The sequence below is a fragment of the Bartonella sp. AD328YNZD genome (assembly GCF_042196425.1).
The window spans coordinates 1-1261 of the sequence record NZ_JBHIQG010000515.1 but is presented as its reverse complement, the minus strand read 5'-3'; the positions used below and the strand labels follow the sequence as shown (position 1 = coordinate 1261).

General features: G+C 47.3%; 2 protein-coding genes and 1 pseudogene. 1 reads left to right on the top strand and 2 read right to left on the bottom strand.

From position 1 onward, the window contains the following. Together ACFIO3_RS13315 and ACFIO3_RS13310 are read right to left on the bottom strand one after the other, a co-directional pair. Positions 1–311 (bottom strand): hypothetical protein (locus tag ACFIO3_RS13315; protein ID WP_375704615.1); only part of this gene is annotated, 311 nt, incomplete at its 3' end. After that, positions 308–475 carry a hypothetical protein gene (locus tag ACFIO3_RS13310; protein WP_375686638.1) on the bottom strand — a complete coding sequence of 56 codons (168 nt, stop codon included), beginning with the start codon at positions 473–475 and terminating at the stop codon, positions 308–310. The genes ACFIO3_RS13310 and ACFIO3_RS13315, both read right to left, overlap by 4 nt. Before the next feature lie 203 nt (positions 476–678). On the opposite strand from ACFIO3_RS13310, the pseudogene ACFIO3_RS13305 reads away from it, so the two are divergent. Then, positions 679–1261: pseudogene (locus ACFIO3_RS13305) on the top strand (DNA primase); the annotation flags it as partial.

Sequence of the window (1261 nt, the reverse complement as noted above, 5' to 3'; positions counted from 1 at the left end):
AACACAAAACAAAGGGCGGCAAAACAACACTTGGATAAGCTCTTCACACCGTAAAACGCGTCAACATCGACCATTTTTCTCTCATCACAAAAGCGTTTTCCCCATGCAAAAGCCCCACACAGGCATCCCAACACATGCCCCAACAAGGTATCCCAAAACAGGACTCCAAAATGCACCACCCTCTCACAGACATATCCACCCCACCCTTCTTTCACCCCCTTCCTCCTTTCCGCTTTCCTCCTTTTCTCAAGGTGCCACTTCCCATGCTCTTGGCAAGCAGACATCAACAGAGCAGCTTCAAAAACCTTCAATGAAAAGCAAACTCCTTGGCACTCTCCCTCCCACACAGGCATCCCAACACATGCCCCAACAAGATATCCCAAAACAGGACTCCAGCATGCACCACACTCTCAGACATCCCCCCCCCACCTTCTTGCATCATCCACCCTACCTGCTTCCAACGCGCCCCTCTCAAAGGGCACCACCTTCCTAAACCCTTGGCAAACAGATACCAACACAGCCATTTCAAAAACTTTCAGGATAGAGCAAGTCCCGCACAAAAAAGGACAGCATAGCACAAAACCTTTCACCATGTGATCGAACAACGAGAACAGTAAAACAGAATTCTCACCTCTCACATCTGAAAAAAACAACAATATATTCACCAGACGAATGACCATGAGCACAATTTTTGAAATCAAACAAAAACTTATCTCACAAGCAGATAGAATAGCAGAAATGCTTCTTCCCCAAGGGCACAAACGAGGCAACAATTGGATTGTAGGCAACACACGTGGTGAGGCAGGTCAAAGTTTATCGATTTGCCTAAGCGGCAGCAAAGCAGGGCTTTGGTATGATTTTGCAGAAGGCATTGGAGGAGATCTTTTAGACCTTTGGTGTGAAGTCAAAGGCATTAGTCTCTCTCAAGCTTTAGAAGAAGCACGCGCGGCTCTCAATCTGACACGCCCCAAACCCTTTATGGCACCCCATCGTTCCTATCGCCGTCCACCGGTCCCTACAGGGCGCCCCCCGCAAAATCTTGTAAAAACCTATCTCCACAAAGAACGCCACATTCCTTTAGAGATTATAAAGCGTTACCGCATAGGAGAAGATGGCGAAAAAATCATTTTTCCCTTTTATAAACCCGATGGCACCCTTGCTTTAGTTAAAGAACGGCTTGCGCAAGCAGGAGCAAAAACAAAACCTACAGCAGCACACTGTGAACCGATTTTGTTTGGCTGGCAAGCCCTTTGCCCTTCAA